The organism is uncultured Pseudomonas sp., assembly GCF_913777995.1.
In the GTDB taxonomy this organism is placed as follows: domain Bacteria; phylum Pseudomonadota; class Gammaproteobacteria; order Pseudomonadales; family Pseudomonadaceae; genus Aquipseudomonas.
Genome location: NZ_CAJYVE010000026.1, coordinates 63255 through 81090, shown reverse-complemented (window position 1 = coordinate 81090; position 17836 = coordinate 63255). Strand labels below are relative to the sequence as shown.

General features: G+C 63.8%; 15 protein-coding genes and 2 riboswitches. Of the genes, 5 read left to right on the top strand and 10 right to left on the bottom strand.

Features of this window, described 5'->3' with window-relative positions; genetic code table 11:
* Positions 1–194: 194 nt before the first annotated feature.
* Entirely contained in the window at positions 195–962 is a 768-nt protein-coding gene (locus tag QZ497_RS11875) for an SDR family oxidoreductase (protein WP_295474827.1), read from the bottom strand.
* 128 nt (positions 963–1090) lie between these two features.
* Positions 1091–1408, bottom strand: coding sequence for an SCP2 sterol-binding domain-containing protein (locus tag QZ497_RS11870; protein ID WP_295474824.1), 318 nt, complete (start codon positions 1406–1408; stop codon positions 1091–1093).
* A 234-nt stretch (positions 1409–1642) separates the two neighbouring features.
* Here QZ497_RS11870 and sohB point away from each other — a divergent pair, with 234 nt between their 5' ends.
* Positions 1643–2668 (top strand): protease SohB, encoded by a 1026-nt coding sequence (gene sohB, locus QZ497_RS11865; RefSeq protein WP_295474821.1) that lies wholly within the window; start codon positions 1643–1645, stop codon positions 2666–2668.
* 166 nt (positions 2669–2834) lie between these two features.
* Here sohB and QZ497_RS11860 read toward each other — a convergent pair whose 3' ends face one another.
* The 4 genes from QZ497_RS11860 to metH form a co-directional block, all read right to left on the bottom strand.
* Entirely contained in the window at positions 2835–3329 is a 495-nt protein-coding gene (locus tag QZ497_RS11860; protein ID WP_295474818.1) for a DUF934 domain-containing protein, read from the bottom strand.
* The gene (locus QZ497_RS11855; protein WP_295474815.1) at positions 3313–4971 is read right to left on the bottom strand and encodes a nitrite/sulfite reductase; all 1659 of its coding nucleotides are present in this window, start codon (positions 4969–4971) and stop codon (positions 3313–3315) included. The genes QZ497_RS11860 and QZ497_RS11855 overlap by 17 nt, the downstream gene beginning before the upstream one ends.
* A 516-nt stretch (positions 4972–5487) precedes the next feature.
* The gene (locus QZ497_RS11850) at positions 5488–5718 is read right to left on the bottom strand and encodes a DUF2970 domain-containing protein (protein WP_295474812.1); all 231 of its coding nucleotides are present in this window, start codon (positions 5716–5718) and stop codon (positions 5488–5490) included.
* A 136-nt stretch (positions 5719–5854) separates the two neighbouring features.
* The gene (gene metH / locus QZ497_RS11845; protein ID WP_295474810.1) at positions 5855–9574 is read right to left on the bottom strand and encodes a methionine synthase; all 3720 of its coding nucleotides are present in this window, start codon (positions 9572–9574) and stop codon (positions 5855–5857) included.
* Between the two features lie 174 nt (positions 9575–9748).
* Between metH and QZ497_RS11840 the strand changes: the two genes are divergently transcribed.
* The 3 genes from QZ497_RS11840 (at position 9749) to nfuA (ending at position 13923) form a co-directional block, all read left to right on the top strand.
* Positions 9749–12046, top strand: a complete 2298-nt coding sequence (locus QZ497_RS11840) for a fatty acid cis/trans isomerase (protein WP_295474807.1) — start codon at positions 9749–9751, stop codon at positions 12044–12046.
* Positions 12047–12225: 179 nt separating this feature from the next.
* Positions 12226–13260 carry an acyltransferase gene (locus QZ497_RS11835; RefSeq protein ID WP_295474804.1) on the top strand — a complete coding sequence of 345 codons (1035 nt, stop codon included), beginning with the start codon at positions 12226–12228 and terminating at the stop codon, positions 13258–13260.
* 69 nt (positions 13261–13329) lie between these two features.
* Positions 13330–13923, top strand: coding sequence for a Fe-S biogenesis protein NfuA (gene nfuA / locus QZ497_RS11830; RefSeq protein ID WP_295474802.1), 594 nt, complete (start codon positions 13330–13332; stop codon positions 13921–13923).
* Positions 13924–13991: 68 nt separating this feature from the next.
* Here the strand turns inward: nfuA and cobM are convergent, their stop codons facing one another.
* From cobM to QZ497_RS11810, 4 genes are all read right to left on the bottom strand, one after another.
* Positions 13992–14738: a precorrin-4 C(11)-methyltransferase gene (cobM, locus tag QZ497_RS11825; RefSeq protein ID WP_295474799.1), complete on the bottom strand. Its 747-nt coding sequence runs from the start codon at positions 14736–14738 to the stop codon at positions 13992–13994.
* Positions 14739–14814: 76 nt separating this feature from the next.
* Complete coding sequence (locus QZ497_RS11820) at positions 14815–15225, bottom strand: cobalamin biosynthesis protein (protein WP_295474797.1); 411 nt, start codon at positions 15223–15225, stop codon at positions 14815–14817.
* Positions 15209–15907 (bottom strand): CbtA family protein, encoded by a 699-nt coding sequence (locus QZ497_RS11815; protein ID WP_295474794.1) that lies wholly within the window; start codon positions 15905–15907, stop codon positions 15209–15211. Before QZ497_RS11815 ends, QZ497_RS11820 begins: the two co-directional genes overlap by 17 nt.
* A gap of 11 nt (positions 15908–15918) precedes the next feature.
* Entirely contained in the window at positions 15919–16107 is a 189-nt protein-coding gene (locus tag QZ497_RS11810; protein WP_295474791.1) for a CbtB-domain containing protein, read from the bottom strand.
* A 92-nt stretch (positions 16108–16199) separates the two neighbouring features.
* Positions 16200–16416: riboswitch (cobalamin riboswitch) on the bottom strand.
* A gap of 56 nt (positions 16417–16472) precedes the next feature.
* Positions 16473–16683: riboswitch (cobalamin riboswitch) on the top strand.
* Between the two features lie 90 nt (positions 16684–16773).
* On the opposite strand from QZ497_RS11810, the gene cobW reads away from it, so the two are divergent.
* Entirely contained in the window at positions 16774–17835 is a 1062-nt protein-coding gene (gene cobW, locus QZ497_RS11805) for a cobalamin biosynthesis protein CobW (protein WP_295474788.1), read from the top strand.
* Position 17836 lies beyond the last annotated feature (1 nt).

Below are 17836 nucleotides of genomic sequence, written 5' to 3'. Positions count from 1 at the left end.
GGTTGCAGGCAAAGCGGTCTTTTTGGAAGTATTCTTGCTCATGGTCTCGCCCTCGCTGTCGCTGACATCTATAGGATGCCACCGTGGCGCATAGACGCCTCGGCGGGGGCGAGTCCATCCAATTACCCCTAACTGAACGGTATTGGCGTTAGCCGCAATACCGTTCAGCCGGCACAAGCGGCTTGGCCTCTGCCTCAGGACAGGAAGCCGCCATCGACATTGAGAATGGCTCCGGTGGTGTAGCTCGACGCTTGGCTGGCCAGGTACAGCACTGCACCGGCCATCTCGCCCGGTTCGGCGACGCGCTTGAGCGGGATGCGCGCCAGCGCCATCTTGAGGATGCCGGGGTCGTTGACCAGCGCCGAAGCAAAGCGGGTGTCTGTCAGTCCTGGCAGCAAGGCATTGCAGCGAATGCCGAAGGGCGCGCACTCCTTGGCGAACACCTTGGTCATGTTGATGACCGACGCTTTGGTTATGGAGTAGATGCCCTGGAACTCTCCGGGTGACACGCCATTGATCGAGGCCACGTTGATGATGCTGCCGCCACCCTGTTCACGCATCAGCCGGCCGGCCAGTACCGACATGAAGAAATAGCCGCGAATGTTCACGTCCACGGTTTTCTGGAAGGCGCCGGGGTCGGTGTCCAGCACATGGCAGAACTGCGGGTTGGTCGCGGCATTGTTGACCAGGATGTCCAGGCGCCCGAAACGGCTGCGGATTTCATCGAACAAGGCTTCGATAGCCGATGCCTCACCAATATGGCAGGCCAGTGCCGTGGCCTGGCCACCCTCGGCGATGATCGCGTCGGCGACCTGCTGGCAGCCGTCGAGCTTGCGGCTGGAGACGATCACATGGGCACCCTGGCTGGCCAGCAGGCGGGCGATGGCTTCGCCGATGCCGCGGCTGGCGCCGGACACCAGGGCGACCTGGCCGTCGAGGTCGAAAAGCGTGGTTCTGGACATGCTGGACTCCTGTTCTTGTTTGTTTCGGTGGGAGACTCTAGTCGCGAAACTGCCTGCCGCGTCATGTACAGGCGAAAAAAAACCGAAGCCCATGAGGCTTCGGTTCTTGTCTGTCTGCCACTTGCCGCTTACTGAGGGAACAGCTCGCTCAGTTTCAGGGCCAGCATCATATCGCCTTCGGTGCGCAGCTTGCCGCCCATGAAGGCCTGCATGCCGTCGGTCTCGCCGCTGACGATGCCTTTGAGGGTTTCGGCGTCCATGACCAGAGTGACGTTGGCGTCGGCGTTCTCGCCTTCCTGCAGCTGGCAGGTGCCGTCCTTGACGATCAGGGCGTAGTGCTTGTCTTCGTCGGTGATGTGAAAGCCGAAGACCAGATCCAGGCCGGCGGCGGCGCTGGGGTTGAACTTGGCTTGCATTTGCTGGACTGCATCGGCTACTGAGGTCATGTGTCGATCCTTATTGAAGGTGGTCTGCGCCGTTCAGGGAGCATGTCCTGCAGCGGCAGCTGCAGGCGAGGTTATGAGGATGGCGGAGGGCTGTCAACCTCAAATCATACATTCGTTTGAATTGCCTGTTTCAATCCGCCGCCGCTGCGGTGGCTGGTGATCGTTGGGCGCGCTCGGTATGCTTGGGCGTTGCGTCCTCGCTGGTAGAGGGCGCCCCGTATTGAAGGAGTCTTCGTGGATTTTCTCGCCGATTACGCAAGCTTTCTGGCCAAGACCGTGACCCTGGTGATCGCCATCGTCGTGGTACTGGTGGCCGTGGCGGCTTCCCGCAGCAAAGGGCGCGGCAAGGCCGCCGGGCAATTGCAGGTGACCCGGCTCAACGACTTCTACAAAGGGCTGCGCGACCGCCTGGAAGGTTCGTTGCTGGACAAGGCGCGTCTGAAAGCGCTGCGCAAGGAGCAGGCCAAGGCGCGCAAGAAGGACAAGAAAGCGCCGCAGGACAAGCCGCGTGTCTATGTGCTGGACTTCAATGGCGATATCAAGGCCTCGGCTACCGAGAGCCTGCGCCATGAGATCACCGCACTGTTGAGCCTGGCCAGCGACAAGGACGAAGTGGTGCTGCGCCTGGAAAGCGGCGGTGGCCTGGTGCACAGCTATGGCCTGGCCTCTTCGCAGTTGGCGCGCATCCGCCAGGCGGGCATTCCGTTGACCATCTGCATCGACAAGGTCGCTGCCAGTGGCGGTTACATGATGGCCTGCATCGGCAACCGCATCATCAGCGCGCCGTTCGCCATCCTCGGTTCGATCGGTGTGGTGGCGCAGCTGCCCAACGTCAATCGCCTGCTGAAGAAGCACGATATCGATTTCGAGGTACTCACCGCCGGTGAGTACAAGCGCACCCTGACGGTGTTTGGCGAAAATACCGAGAAGGGCCGGGAGAAGTTCCAGCAGGACCTGGAAGTCACCCACCAGCTATTCAAGGGCTTCGTGGCCAGCTACCGGCCACAGCTGAGTATCGAGGAGGTCGCCACCGGCGAGGTGTGGCTGGGCATGGCGGCGCTGGACAAGCAGTTGGTCGATGAGCTGAAGACCAGCGACGAATATCTGGCCGACAAGGCCAAGGACGCGGACGTCTTCCACCTGCATTACGCCCAGCGCAAGAGCCTGCAACAGAAGGTCGGCATGGCGGCGGCGATCTCGCTGGACGGCGTGCTGGCGCGCGTCTGGGAGCGGCTCAGCCAGCAGCGCTTCTGGTCCTGAACACGGCTGCCGGGTCTTGGTGGCGCATACGCCAGATGCTGCCGCCCGGTAGGGCTGGAGCCGCGCAAGGCTTCCCGGCTGAAACCGGTCCTACAGGCTAAATAACCCTGCGCAAAACAAAAGCCCGGCCTTCAGTGAAGGCCGGGCTTTTGTTTATTGCGCCGAATCAGCGGCGACGGAACAGCGGCAGCGGCTCGTCGGTAGCGGCCTGGTAGGTCACCGAGAAGTCCTTCAGGCTTTCCAGTGCTTCGTACGGGTCCTTGTCTGCACGAATGGCGAAGGCGTCGAAGCCGCAGCGACGCAGGTAGAACAGCTGGTCGCGCAATACGTCGCCGATGGCCCGCAGCTCACCCTTGTAGCCATAGCGATCACGCAGCAGGCGCGCATTGGAATAGCTGCGCCCGTCGGTGAAGGCCGGGAAGTTCAGCGCGATGACCTGGAAATGCGCGACATCTTCGCCGATTTCCTCGGCTTCCTCGTCGCTGTCCAGCCACACGCCCAGGCCACCGTCACGGGCCTTCAGTGCGTGGGCGTGCTCACGCCACAGGGCCAGCGGAACGATCAGGTCGTCACAGTTGGACAGGCTGTCGAAGGTCGTGTCCTTGGGCAGCAGGTGCCAGGTTTCATCGACGACTTCGTTGTTCTTAATGATTCGCTGCATAGACGCGCTCCTTGAAAGGGTCGATGCCAATACGGTTGTAGGTGTCGATGAAGCGCTCTTCCTCGGTACGTTTCTCGACGTACACGTTGATCAGCTTCTCGATCACGTCGGGCATCGCCTCCTGGGCGAAGGACGGGCCGAGGATCTTGCCCAGGCTGGCGTCACGGCTGGCACTGCCACCCAGCGACACCTGGTAGAACTCTTCGCCCTTCTTGTCCACGCCGAGGATGCCGATGTGGCCGACGTGGTGGTGGCCGCAGGCGTTCATGCAGCCGGAGATGTTGAGGTCCAGCTCGCCGATGTCGAACAGGTAGTCCAGGTCGTCGAAGCGGCGCTGGATGGATTCGGCGATCGGGATCGACTTGGCGTTGGCCAGTGAACAGAAGTCGCCGCCCGGGCAGCAGATGATGTCGGTCAGCAGGCCGATGTTCGGCGTGGCGAAGCCATGCTCGCGCAGCAGGTTCCACAGCTCGAACAGGCGTACCTGCTCGACGTCGGCGAGAATGATGTTCTGCTCGTGGGAAGTGCGCAGGTAGCCGAAGCTGTACTGGTCGGCCAGGTCGGCCACGGCATCGAGCTGCTTGTCGGTCACATCGCCTGGCGCTACGCCAGTGGGCTTGAGCGACAGGGTCACGGCCACGTAGCCGGGCTTCTTGTGCGCCAGGACGTTGCGCTGGCGCCAGCGGGCGAAGCCGGGGTGCTCGGTATCCAGGCCTGCCAGTTCGGCGTCGAGGTTTTCCAGTGTCTTGTACTCGGGGTCGACGAAATGCCGCGCCACGCGCTGCAGTTCGGCCTCGGTGAGGGTGGTCGGGCCGCCACGCAGGTGGACCATCTCGGCTTCGACCTTCTCGGCGAAGACCTCGGGGGTCAGGGCCTTGACCAGGATCTTGATCCGCGCCTTGTACTTGTTGTCCCGGCGGCCATAGCGGTTGTACACACGCAGGATGGCGTCCAGGTAGCTGAGCAGGTCCTGCCAGGGCAGGAACTCGTTGATGAAGGCACCGACCACCGGGGTACGGCCTAGGCCGCCACCCACCAGCACGCGGAAGCCCAGTTCGCCTGCGGCGTTGCGCACCGGCTCCAGGCCGATGTCATGCACTTCGATGGCCGCACGGTCGCTGCTCGAGCCGTTGATGGCGATCTTGAACTTGCGCGGCAGGTAGGCGAACTCGGGGTGGAAGGTGGTCCACTGGCGGACGATCTCGCACCAGGGTCGCGGGTCCACCAGCTCGTCGGCGGCGACACCGGCGAACTGGTCGGTGGTCACGTTGCGCAGGCAGTTGCCGCTGGTCTGGATGGCGTGCATCTGCACGGTGGCCAGTTCGGCGAGAATTTCCGGTACGTCTTCGAGTGCTGGCCAGTTGAACTGCACGTTCTGACGGGTACTGATGTGGGCATAGCCCTTGTCGTAGTCGCGGGCGATCTTCGCCAGCATGCGCGCCTGGCGCGAGTTCAGCTGGCCATAAGGCACGGCGACGCGCAGCATGGGCGCGAAACGCTGGACGTACAGACCGTTCTGCAGGCGCAGTGGTCGGAATTCCTCTTCGCTCAGCTCTCCCGCCAGGTAGCGTCGGGTCTGATCCCGGAACTGCCTGACGCGGTCCTCGATGATCTGCTGATCGTACTCGTCGTATACGTACATATAGGTCCTGTTCTCAGGCTTCGATGATGAGGCGCGGCCACCACGAGGAGGGCGGATACGCCAGCCCGGCCTCGGGGCCTGCCTCATCTGGACAATTCTCTGCGCGCACGGTCGCGCACTCCCTGCGGAGCGGTGGCGAAGATACCAGTTTGCTGATATCGGCAAAAGTGATGTTTATATATATGCAAATCACTAAAAGCGATATGCAGCACGCCGCCGGTCTTGTCCCTGCTTGAAGTATGGTTAAGCGCAGGCTTAACTACCTGCATCCTTCCCTTTTACATCTGCATTCACTCACAAAACCAACAAGAGGCAATGCGATGCGTAACCACACCAAGACTGCCAAGCCTGACAGCTCTGTAGATGCCTGGGCGATCTTCTTCCTGATTCTGCTCGTCGTGGGTGGCGCGGTGTTCTGGGTCAGTGGCCAGTGAGCTGATCTGACTCCGCAACCGGCCATCGCCCGAGGGGAGGGGCGTGGATGGTGCGTTGGCCGTGACCTGCCGACGCGCCGCTTCAGGCACCGAGGAAATACAGCACCAGACGCACGATCAACAGCAGCCCGAGGGCGAATACCAGGGTGAAGCCAAGGCCCAGCACCACGAAGTGCCAGGGTTTGTCATGGCTGAAATCCCGTTGTCGATTGCGCTCGCTCTGCACGCCGAAGGCAGCGGCCAGAACGCTGTGCAGCATCTGCCAGAAGGTGGGTGGCGATTTCTTCTCGGTGGGGCTGTTCTTGTTGTCCATGGGGCGGCCCTGCACGCGCCTGTATCCAGGCAGGGTAACCCCATTGGCGCAGGACTGGCGGACCAGCCGACGCGAGGCGGCGGTCGGGTGCCGGACGGCACCCGATCAAGCCCGCTCGGCCTTGCGCTGAGCGGCTTTACTCCTCGTAGCCCAGGTTCGGCGCCAGCCAGCGTTCGGTCACTTCCAGTGGCTGCTGTTTGCGCACGCTGTAGCTTTCCACCTGATCCTTGTCGACCTTGCCCACGGCGAAGTACTGCGCCTCGGGGTGGGCGAAGTACCAGCCGCTGACGGCGGCGGCCGGGAACATCGCGTAGTGCTCGGTGAGGAACACGCCGCTGCGGCCTGCCGTGTGCGGTGCCGTGTCCGCTGGCAATGGGTCGAGCAGATTGAACAGGGTGCGCTTCTCGGTGTGGTCAGGGCAGGCGGGGTAACCGGGGGCAGGGCGGATACCGCTGTACTGCTCGCGAATCAGCGCCTCGTTGTCCAGTTGCTCGTCGGCCGCATAGCCCCAGTACGCCTTGCGCACCCGCTCGTGCAGCCATTCGGCACAGGCTTCGGCGAGGCGGTCGGCGAGGGCCTTGACCATGATCGCATTATAGTCGTCGCCCTTGTCCTGGTAGGCCTTGGCCACTTCCTCGGCGCCGATGCCGGCGGTGGTAATGAAACCGCCCATGTAGTCGGTGACGCCGCTGTCCTTCGGCGCCACATAGTCGGCCAGCGACAGGTTCGGCTTACCGTCGGGCTTGATGGTCTGCTGGCGCAGGTGGTGCAGGGTGGCCAGGGTCTGGCCGTCTTCGCCGTAGACTTCCAGGTCGTCATGGTTGACCTGGTTGGCCGGCCAGAAGCCGAATACCGCGCGGGCACGGATGAGCTTCTCGTCGATCAGCTTGCGCAGCAGCTTCTGCGCGTCGTCGAACAGCACCGTGGCGGCTTCGCCGACCACTTCGTCGGTGAGGATGCGCGGGTACTTGCCCGCCAGGTCCCAGGAAATGAAGAAGGGTGTCCAGTCGATGTACTCGGCCAGCACGTTGAGGTCGATGTCTTCCAGCACGCGGGTGCCGGTGAAGCTCGGCTTGACCGGAGTGTAGCCGGACCAGTCGAACTGCGGCTTGTTGGCCAGGGCCTGGGCGTAGGGCAGGCGCTCGGTGCGCGTGCTGCGCGCGGCAGTGCGCTCGCGCACCTGCACGTATTCCTCGCGGGTCTTGGCGACGAACGCCGGTTTCAGCTCCTTGGACAGCAATTGCGTGGCCACGCCGACGGCACGCGAGGCGTCGGTGACGTAGATCACCGCGTCATTGCTGTAGCGCGGCTCGATCTTCACCGCGGTGTGCGCCTTGGAGGTGGTGGCGCCGCCGATCAGCAGCGGCAGGTGGAAGTCCTGGCGCTGCATTTCGCGGGCGACGTGGACCATCTCGTCGAGCGACGGGGTGATCAATCCCGACAGGCCGATGATGTCGCATTTCTGCTCCTTGGCGACCTGCAGGATCTTCTCCGCCGGCACCATCACGCCCAGGTCGACGATGTCGTAGCCATTGCAGCCCAGCACCACGCCGACGATGTTCTTGCCGATGTCGTGCACGTCGCCCTTGACCGTGGCCATGAGGATCTTGCCCTTGGCTTCCGGTTTGTCGCCCTTCTCGGCCTCGATGAACGGGATCAGGTGCGCCACGGCCTGTTTCATCACCCGTGCGGACTTGACCACTTGGGGCAGGAACATCTTGCCCGAGCCGAACAGGTCGCCAACCACGTTCATGCCTGACATCAGCGGGCCTTCGATGACCTCGATGGGACGCTTGAACGACAGCCGCGATTCTTCGGTGTCTTCGACGATGAACGCGGTGATGCCCTTGACCAGCGCATGTTCCAGGCGCTGATTCACCGGCCAGCTGCGCCACTCTTCGGTCTCGGCTTCCTTGGCGGCACCATCGCCTTTGTATTCGTCGGCGATCGCCAGCAACGCATCGGTGCCTTCCGGGGTACGGTTGAGCACCACGTCCTCGACCTTCTCACGCAGTGCGGCGGGGATCTCGTCGTAGATCTCCAGCTGGCCGGCGTTGACGATACCCATGGTCAGGCCATTGCGGATCGCGTGGTACAGGAACACCGAGTGGATCGCCTCGCGCACCGGGTTGTTGCCACGGAACGAGAACGACACGTTGGACACGCCACCACTGGATAGCGCGTAGGGCAGGTGGTCGCGAATGTAGGCACAGGCCTCGATGAAGTCGACGGCGTAATTGTTGTGCTCTTCGATGCCGGTGGCCACGGCGAAGATGTTCGGGTCGAAGATGATGTCTTCCGGCGGGAAGCCCACTTCATTGACCAGGATGTCGTAGCTGCGCTGGCAGATTTCCTTCTTGCGTGCGGCGGTGTCGGCCTGGCCGACCTCGTCGAAAGCCATCACCACCACGGCGGCGCCGTAGCGCTTGCACAGCCGGGCGTGATGCTTGAACGCCTCGACGCCTTCCTTCATGGAGATCGAGTTGACGATGCCCTTGCCCTGGATGCACTTCAAGCCGGCTTCGATCACCTCCCATTTGGAGGAGTCGATCATGATCGGCACCCGGGAAATGTCCGGCTCGCCGGCGATCAGGTTGAGGAAGCGGACCATGGCGGCCTGGGAGTCGAGCATCCCTTCGTCCATGTTGATGTCGATCACCTGGGCGCCGGCCTCGACCTGCTGCAGCGCCACTTCCAACGCCTCGGTGTAGTTCTCTTCACGGATCAGCCGGGCAAACTTGGCGGAGCCGGTGATGTTGGTGCGCTCGCCGACGTTGACGAACAGCGAGCTGCGGTCGATGGTGAACGGCTCCAGGCCCGACAGGCGGCAGGCCTTGGGGATCTCGGGAATGGTCCGTGGCGAGTACTTGGCTACGGCTTCGGCGATGGCCTGGATATGCGCCGGGGTGGTGCCGCAGCAACCCCCGATGATGTTCAGGAAGCCGCTGGCAGCGAACTCCTCGACCACGGCGGCCATCTGCGCCGGGGTTTCGTCGTATTCACCGAAGGCATTCGGCAGGCCGGCGTTGGGGTGCGCCGAGACGTGGGTGTCGGCCTTGTTCGACAGCTCTTCGAGGTAGGGGCGCAGGTCGCTGGCGCCCAGGGCGCAGTTCAGGCCCACCGAGATCGGCTTGGCATGGCGCACCGAGTTCCAGAAGGCCTCGGTGGTCTGCCCGGAAAGGGTACGGCCCGAGGCGTCGGTAATGGTGCCGCTGATCATGATCGGCAGTTCGATGCCGTCTTCCTCGAAGACCTGCTGCACGGCGAAGATCGCCGCCTTGGCGTTGAGGGTGTCGAAGATGGTCTCGATGAGGATCAGGTCGGCACCGCCCTCGATCAGGCCACGCGTGGCCTCGGTGTAGTTCTCCACCAGCTCGTCGAAGGTGACGTTGCGGTAGCCGGGGTCGTTGACGTCCGGGGAGATCGAGCAGGTGCGGCTGGTCGGGCCCAGCACGCCGGCGACGAAGCGCGGCCGATCCGGGGTTTCCAGGGTCTTGGCATCGGCCACCTGGCGGGCGATGCGTGCGCCTTCGACGTTGAGTTCGTAGACCAGCGCTTCCATGCCGTAGTCGGCCTGGGATACCCGGGTGGCGTTGAAGGTGTTGGTTTCCAGGATGTCGGCACCGGCGTCCAGGTAGGCCTTCTCGATGGCACCAATCACGTCCGGGCGGGTCAGAAGCAGCAGGTCGTTGTTGCCTTTGACGTCGCTTGGCCAGTCGGCGAAGCGTTCGCCGCGGTAGTCCTGTTCTTCGAGCCGGTAGCTCTGGATCATGGTGCCCATGCCGCCATCGAGGATCAGAATCCTTTCTTTCAGAGCGTTCAGAAGAGCGTGATGGCGGGCGCTGCGGTCAGACATGGGGGCTACCTTGAAAAGGCCGGAACAGAACGGGCCGGGATAAACAGAAAGGCAAAATCATAGCAAAGCCGAACAGATTTAGCGTTGCCTGGGCTTTTTCATGAAAATCGCTCATGTTGGTGTCGCCCTGTCACTGTAAACTTGCGGCCATTTGGCCTGGGGAATTCACCGGATATGCCGTACCGTCTGCTGGCAAGCCTTGCCTTGTTGCTGTCTTGCTGCACGCTTCAGGCGGGCGATCTGCCCGTGCCTGTTTCCTACACCCGTGACATCCAGCCGATCCTCACCGAGAAGTGCGTGGCTTGCCATGCCTGCAACGACGCGCCCTGCCAGCTCAACCTCGGCAGCGCCGAGGGGCTGCAGCGCGGTGCCAACAAGGTGCCGGTTTACCAGGGCGAACGCACCCAGGCGGTGGACCCCACCCGGTTGTTCTACGATGCCAGCGGCCAGGCAGCCTGGCAGCGCAAGGGCTTCTACTCGGTGCTTGAAGCGCACGGCGGCCAGCCGGCTCTGCTGGGGCGCATGCTGGAGCTTGCGCAACAGAACCCGTTACCGCCCAACAGCAAACTGCCCGATGACATCGTGCTGGGCATCAACCGCGAAAACCTTTGCCCATTGCCTGAAGAGTTCAACGGCTACGCCGCCGCGCATTCCACCCAGGGCATGCCGCTGGCGGTGAGTGGCCTGGATGCCGCCGAGTATCAAACCCTGCAGCGCTGGCTGGCGGCGGGGGCGCCGGTCGACCAGCAGGCGTTGCAGCCCAGTGCCACCGAGGCAGCGCAGATAGCCGAGTGGGAAGCCTTGCTCAACCGCCCGGGCGCCCGTGAGGTCCTGGTGGCGCGCTGGCTGTATGAGCACCTGTTTCTCGCGCATATCTATTTCGAGGGCGGGGAGGCGGGGCATTTCTTCCAGTGGGTGCGTTCGCGCACCCCCAGTGGCCAGCCCGTGGACATCATCGCCACTCGGCGGCCCAACGACGATCCGGGGCGTGACCGGTTCTTCTATCGCCTGGTGCCGGTACAGGGCGTCATCGTTCACAAGACCCACATCACCTATGCCATGGGGCCGGACAAGCTCAAGCGCGTGCAGCAGCTGTTCTATGGCAACGACTGGCAGGCCCAGGCGGTCCCGGGTTACGGTCCCGGTCACCGTGCCAACCCCTTCCTGACCTTCGAGGCGATTCCGGCACGGGCGCGCTATCAGTTCATGCTCGACAACGCCGAGTACTTCGTGCGCAGCTTCATCCGTGGCCCGGTGTGCCGAGGGCAGATCGCCACCGATGTGATTCGCGACCATTTCTGGGTGCTGTTCCAGGATCCCTCCAGCGACCTGTACCTCACCGACGCGCGTTACCAGGGTCAGGCCACGCCGCTGCTGGCCATGCCGGGGCAGAACGACGACGTGGGCAGCGTGCTGGGCCTGTGGCTGGCCTACAAGGACCGCCGCAACGCCTACGAAGACCTGCGTCGTGACCATTACGCCAAGGCGCCGCCCGCCGATTGGCCGACCCTGTGGACCGGCAACGACAATGCCTTGCTTACCGTTTTCCGCCATTTCGACAGCGCCACGGTGAACAAGGGCCTGATCGGCGACGTGCCCAAATCCACCTGGCTGTTCGACTACCCGCTGCTGGAACGCACCTATTACCAGTTGGTGGTCAATTTCGACGTGTACGGCAATATCGCCCACCAGGCACAGACCCGCCTGTATTTCGACCTGATCCGCAATGGCGCGGAGATCAACTTCATGCGCCTGATGCCGGCCGACCGTCGCGAAGACCTGCTCGGCGACCTGTACCAGGACTCCGGCAAGATCAAGATGTGGCTGGATTACCAGAGCATCGACGACGACACGCCAAGCCGCCTGCGCCTGGACGAAAAGCGCACGCTGCGCGATTTTGCCGGGCAGCTGCTGCGCCGCGTCGGGCCGCTGAACGTCGCGCCAGACCCCATCAACCGTTGCCCGACCGATGGCCGCTGCGCCAGGCCCGGCCTGCCCGCGCAGATCAGTCAGGCCGAGCAGGCGCTCAGCCGCCTGGCGTCGCGTCCGGCTTCGCGGTTGAAGGTGATCGAGTGGCTGCCTGAGGCGACCATGCTGCGTGTCGAAGACAACGGCGGCCATCGTGAGATCTACAGCGTGCTGCGCAACCGCGCACACAGCAACGTGGCGTTCCTGCTCGGCGAGTCGTATCGCTATTTGCCCAAGCACGACACCCTGACCGTCTATCCCGGTGTGCTGAGCAGTTACCCGAACTTCATGTTCAACGTGCCGGCTGGCGAGGTGCCGGCGTTCGTCCAGGCCATGGAACAGGTCACCGACCAGCCCGGCTTCGAGAAACTGGTCGAGCGCTGGGGCGTGCGGCGTACCCATCCGCAGTTCTGGAAAATGTTCCACGACCTGAACCGCTACGTTCAGGAACACGAACCGGTCGAAGCCGGTGTGCTGGACATGAATCGCTACGAAAACCTCTGAAAACCGGGGCTTTTCGGGCTGCAGGCCTTGTGGTGTATGGCCTGCAGCCATTATTGCGAACCTGAACGAAGCGCTTTTTCTCTGATCTTTTACGCCTGGCTACGGTCCCTATAGGGCGTGCTTGCACCAGCGTGGTGCGGGCGATCATTGAGAGAACAGCGAGCACAAGAGGTTCAGGAATGCTGATTTCGGTTCAGGCCCTGCGGGCAATCGCCGCATGGGTCGTGGTGTGCCATCACTTCATGCAGATCTTCTTCGACTTCAAGGCCAGCGGGCCGATCGGCGAATTCTTCGTTTCCAGAGGCGCGGTAGGCGTCGATATCTTTTTCGTCATCAGCGGGCTGGTGATCTACCTCTCCACCTGCAAGCGCGACATCCCCGCCAGTCAGTTCATTGCCCAGCGTCTGTTCCGTATCGTGCCGGCCTACTGGCTGTACACCCTGGCCATGGGGCTGCTGTTGCTGTGGGCCGCGCCCTGGCTGCCGCACCAGGTGATCGGCTGGCAGAACTTCATTCTCTCGCTGTTCTTCCTGCCCTCGGAGAACCCTGGCGGTTACGGTCTGTACCCGACGCTGAATGTCGGCTGGACGCTCAACTACGAGATGTTCTTCTACCTGCTGTTCTCCCTGGTGTTTCTCTTCGAGCGACGCGTGCGCCCGCTGATCATTACCGTGGCGCTGCTGGCAGTTACCGAGCTGCTGGCGCGCAAGATGCTCAGCGGTTCGCTGCCCGGCCGCTTCTACGGCAACGACATCGTCTATGAATTCCTCCTGGGTATCGGCATCGGCATGGCTTACCAGCGCGGCTGGATTCGCGAGGCGCTGTGGTTGCCGCTGGCCGGCCTGGCACTTGGGGTGATGCTGATTCTGCAACTCGATAACAGCCAGCGCCTGCTGCACTGGGGCCTTCCCAGCGCACTGATCGTGCTGTGCTGCGTGTCTCTGGAGCCGCTGTTTCGCGGCAGCGAGCTGCTCAAGAAGCTTGGCGATTGCTCGTATTCGGTGTACCTGCTGCACGTACTGGTGCTGTATGGCGGCCTGCTGCTGGCGCAGCGCTACAGCCTCAACCCGTACCTGGTGTTCGCCTTCTGCGTGCCGATCATCGCCGGGGGTGCCTGGCTGAGCTACGAATGGATCGAGAAGGGCCTGTACCAGCGCATGAAGGCCTGGCTGGACACTCGTCGCACGGCGCGTCAGGCGGTAGCACTTTCCTGACCTAAATACTAGGTTTTGTGCGACGCCTGCGATTGGCGTAAACTGCCGCCACGTCTGCGAGGAATATTCATGACCGCCATAACCATTACCGATGCTGCCCACGATTACCTGGCCGACCTGCTGGAAAAGCAGAACACCCCAGGTATCGGCATCCGTATCTTCATCACCCAGCCGGGTACCCAGTACGCCGAAACCTGCATCGCCTACTGCAAGCCCGGCGAAGAGAAGCCGGACGACAAAGCCGTGGGCCTCAAGCGCTTCACTGCCTGGATCGACGGTTTCAGCGAGGCCTTCCTGGAAGATGCCATCGTCGACTACGCCACCGACCGCATGGGTGGCCAGCTGACCATCAAGGCCCCCAACGCCAAGGTGCCGATGGTCAGCGCCGACAGTCCGATCAACGAGCGCATCAACTACTACCTGCAAACCGAGATCAACCCCGGTCTGGCCAGTCATGGCGGCCAGGTCAGCCTGATCGACGTGGTGGAAGAGGGCGAGCAGAACATTGCCGTGCTGCAGTTCGGCGGCGGTTGCCAGGGCTGCGGACAGGCCGACGTGACCCTCAAGGAAGGCATCGAGCGCACCCTGCTGGAGCGCATTCCCGAGTTGCACGGTGTGCGTGACGTCACCGACCACAGCCAGAAAGAGAACGCCTACTACTGATCGCGTGGTGTTCGCCTTCGCCAGTCACAACAGCGAGCCCGGTACCTGTGTACCGGGCTCGCGGCGTTTCAGGGGCGGAAAAGGTGGGCGTGGCTGGCGCGATACAGCGCCGAGTCGGCGAAATTGTCCGCTGCCAGCACCCGCCCGACCAGAATCAGGGCCGTGCGTCTGAAGCCCTTGGCCTGCACCTGGACCTCGATGTCCGCCAGGGTCCCGCGCACCCAGTCCTGGTCTGGCCAGCTGGCGCGATGCACCACCGCCACCGGGCAGTCCTGGCCATAATGCGGCAGCAATTCTTCGACGATGCGCCCAAGGTTCTTCACCCCCAGGTGAATGGCCAGGGTCGCGCCATGCCGCGCCAGATCACCCAGCGCTTCGCCGGCCGGCATCGGCGAGCTGTCGGCGTAGCGGGTGAGTATCACCGTCTGGGCGACGTCTGGCAGGGTCAGTTCAGTCTCCAGCAGCGCCGCGCAGGCGGCCGTGGCGGTGACCCCGGGAATGATCTCGAAGGGGATGCCCAGCTCGCGCAGGTGGCGGATCTGCTCGCCGATTGCGCCATACAGGCTTGGGTCGCCGGAGTGGACCCGGGCGACATCCTGGCCTTGTGCATGAGCAGATTTCATCAGCGCGATGATCTGCTCCAGGTGCAGCCCCGCGCTATCGACCACCTGCACGGCGCTGTGGCCCTCCAGGACCGCGGACGGGACCAGCGAGCCGGCGTAGATGAGCACCGGGCACTGGTGGATCAGCCGTTGGCCCTTGACGGTGATCAGGTCCGGATCGCCGGGCCCGGCGCCGATGAAATAGACAGTCACGCTTCACTCCACGAAAAAACAGGAAAACCCTTGGCAGCGAGCAGGCTCGTGCCATGCCATGCGTCATTGGAGGGCATCAGCCAGCACTTGCCAAGGCGAATGTCGCCTGGCGGCTCTTGCGGTAGGGGATCAGCAGCCGTGCTGTGCCAGCGTTCAGCTGAGCGGCCAGGGCCAGTGCCGCGCTTTCGGCCACCCCGTGGCAGCCGGTGTGCGTGAACGCCAATGCCGAACGATGGCTCAGTTGTGCGTCGAAGGGCTGCAACTGCGCGGCAGTGAAAAACACCAGCGGCAGGCCCAGCTCGGCAGCCAGGGCATGCAGGCCCGGTGTGTCGCGGCGTCGTTCGATGCAGGCCAGGCCGCCGACCTGCGCCAGGCTCAGGCCCTGTTCGGCCAGGCTGGCGTCGATCAGCGCGCGTAGCGCCTCGGCGCTGCAGTCGGCCTGGCAACCCAGGCCGATGGCCAACTGGCTTTTATTGCTCGCCGACATGGGCACGGCGGAACAGCCAGGCAGTCAGGGCTCCCAGTGCAACCCAGAACACTGCGTTGGTCAGCAGCGAGGCGACGATGAACTGGCTTTCCAGTGCTTCGGGGGCCAGGCTGGCATGGGCCGCGGGTTGCGGCGCGCCGATCACGTGCGGACCCAGCAGCCAGGCGGCGCCCAGCAGTTTCAGCCACAGCCCGCGACCGAATACCAGCAGTGCCAGCCCGGCGGCGGTGGCGGCCGCCGTGGAGATCCACCAGGTCTGGCGCTGTCCCAGTTCGGCGGCGGCAGTGCCGGGCAGCTCCGGGGGCAGGCCAAGCGTCGGCGCCAGGACGAACACCGCGAAACCCGCCAACCCCCACAGCAGGCCTTGCCGCGTGCTGCCCGGCATACGCAGGGAATACAGGCCGACGAGCATCAGTGCGAAGCCCACCGCCACCACCAGATTGCCTGCCGCGGTCGACAGCACGCGCTGCCAGCCGTCCTGTGGCGCCCAGGCTTCTTCGTCATGCTCGTGGCTGTGGGCCGCGCTGCCCTCGGCGTGCTCGTGGGCCTGAGCGGCAGGCGCGCTTTCGTAGGTCTCGGCCTGGAGAATCAGCGGGCTGACCCACAGGCTCTGTACCAGGGTCAGCAGCAGGGCCGCCAACAGGCCGCTGAAACCAGCGGTTTGCAGGATTCGCTTGAACATCGGCTGGATTCTCAGTGGCAGGGGAAGGCCGCGCTGTGGCGGGTATCGTGAGCGGCGTTGTGTACGGCGTCGATGTGCGAGAAGCCGGCGAAATACACCAGGCATGCGCCCAGCAGGATGGCGCTGGTGGCGGCGACGAGGCGCTGGCCGAGGGGGATGGCGGTGGTCCGGGTAGCGGGGCTGCTGCTCAGGGTGGTCATGGGGCTTGCCTCGTGCAAAAGGGGCAGGCCATGCGCAGACGCACCGCCGGGCACGCCCGGCAGGCAGCGAATGCACCCGCCCACCGCAGGTCATCGAAAGGTTCGTGGCGGGCCGGTCTCCGGGCTGGCGAGGGGCGCCAGGGCGCCGTGACAAAGGCCGCCTTCCCATGCCAACGGCACAGTGGATAGGCCTTTCGCTCGCTTACCGTTGCGGGGGCAGCACCGGACTTTGCAACGCGCGGACAGCAGCGGCGCAGCACCGGTTTCCCGTTTCACCCCGCGAGGGGCACCCGTAACAAGGTGTGTAGCAGAGCATGGTCGTGCCGGGGCGTCAATCTCGACGTTGACCTGCCGCTGGGCACTGCGTAGCCTTGCGCCTTTGAGGTTGCCTGCGCGAGCGGGCTGAAAATGGGAATGCGGGCCCCGCCAGGGCGCAAGCCGCAGCTGCCCCCGCAACTGTAAGCGGTCATGTTCGGTGCCACGCCACTGCCAGCGCGGGAAGGCGCACCGAATGCCCGGGCCCAACGGCCGGGCTCGCCGCAAGCCAGGAGACCTGCCTCGAAGCATTCACACTCAAACCGGGCGGGGTGATCCGGTGGCGAATCCGGTCGTGCATCGTGCGCGGTCGGCGTCCCGTCTGCCCGCCGAACCGCCAAAGGGCACTCGATGAAATCACTGGCCAAGCTTCCCGTCACCATCGTCACCGGCTTCCTCGGCTCGGGCAAGACCACCCTGCTGCGGCACATGCTCGACAACGCCGAAGGCCGGCGCATCGCGGTGATCGTCAACGAATTCGGCGAACTGGGCATCGACGGCGAAATCCTCAAGCAATGCACCATCGGCTGCACCGAAGAAGAGGCCAGCGGGCGTGTCTACGAGCTGGCCAACGGTTGCCTGTGCTGCACCGTGCAGGAAGAGTTCTTCCCGGTGATGCGCGAGCTGGTGGCGCGGCGTGGCGACCTCGATCACATCCTCATCGAAACCAGCGGCCTGGCCTTGCCAAAGCCCCTGGTACAGGCCTTCCAGTGGCCAGAAATCCGCAACGCCTGCACCGTCGATGCGGTGATCACCGTGGTCGACAGCCCCGCCGTCAAGGCCGGCACCTTCGCCGCCTACCCAGACCAGGTCGATGCGCAGCGCAAGCTGGACCCGAACCTCGACCACGAATCGCCGCTGCACGAGCTGTTCGCCGACCAACTGGCCAGCGCCGATCTGGTGATCCTCAACAAGGCCGACATGATCGACGCCGAAGGACTGGCCGCAGTGCGTGCCGAAGTCGCCGAGGAACTGCCGCCAGCGGTCAAGGTGGTGGAGGCCAGCAGCGGCCGCCTGCCGCTGAACGTGCTGCTTGGCGTGGGCGCTGAGTCTGAAGTGCACATTGATGGGCGCAAGACGCACCACGACAGCCACCATGAAGGTGAAGACGATGACCACGACCACGACGCCTTCGACTCCATTTCCATTCAGCTGCCCGAAGCCCAGGAAAGCGTGCTGCTCGAAGCCCTGAACCGCCTGGTGGTCGAGCACGGCATCCTGCGTGTGAAGGGTTTCGCAGCGATTCCCGGCAAGCCGATGCGCCTGCTGATCCAGGGTGTAGGCACTCGCTTCGACAAGCACTTCGACCGCGCCTGGCGCAGCGACGAGCCGCGTGCCACCCAGCTGGTGCTGATTGGCCAGGACCTGGACGCCGCGCAACTCCAGGCACGCCTGCACGCCGCGCTGGCCTGAC